Origin of the sequence: Salifodinibacter halophilus, assembly GCA_012999515.1 — a bacterium.
In the GTDB taxonomy this organism is placed as follows: Bacteria; Pseudomonadota; Gammaproteobacteria; order Nevskiales; family Salinisphaeraceae; genus Salifodinibacter; species Salifodinibacter halophilus.
The window spans coordinates 1-251 of record JABEEB010000475.1; the positions used below are offsets into that span (position 1 = coordinate 1).

The 251-nt window shown below is 67.3% G+C and carries 1 protein-coding gene; it reads left to right on the forward strand.

Annotated features, from left to right (window positions below; all coding sequences use genetic code 11):
• The coding region (locus HKX41_12510; protein NNC24958.1) for an aspartate--tRNA ligase at positions 1-251 on the forward strand (251 nt) is incomplete at both ends.

A 251-nucleotide genomic window follows, 5' to 3' on the forward strand; every position in this document is an offset into this window, starting at 1 on the left:
GCGCCGGCGACCTCAGCGTGGAAAGCTGCGTGCGCGTGACCGGCACCGTGCGCGCGCGCGGCGCGGCCAACGACAAGATCCGCAGCGGCAAGGTCGAAGTGCTGGCCGCGCAGATCGAAGTGCTCAACAAGCCCGAGCCGCTGCCGTTCCACGCCCACGAGAACGCCGGCGAGGAAACCCGCCTGACCTATCGTTACCTGGACCTGCGCCGTCCGGAAATGCAGAAGATGATGCGGGTGCGCATCATCTTC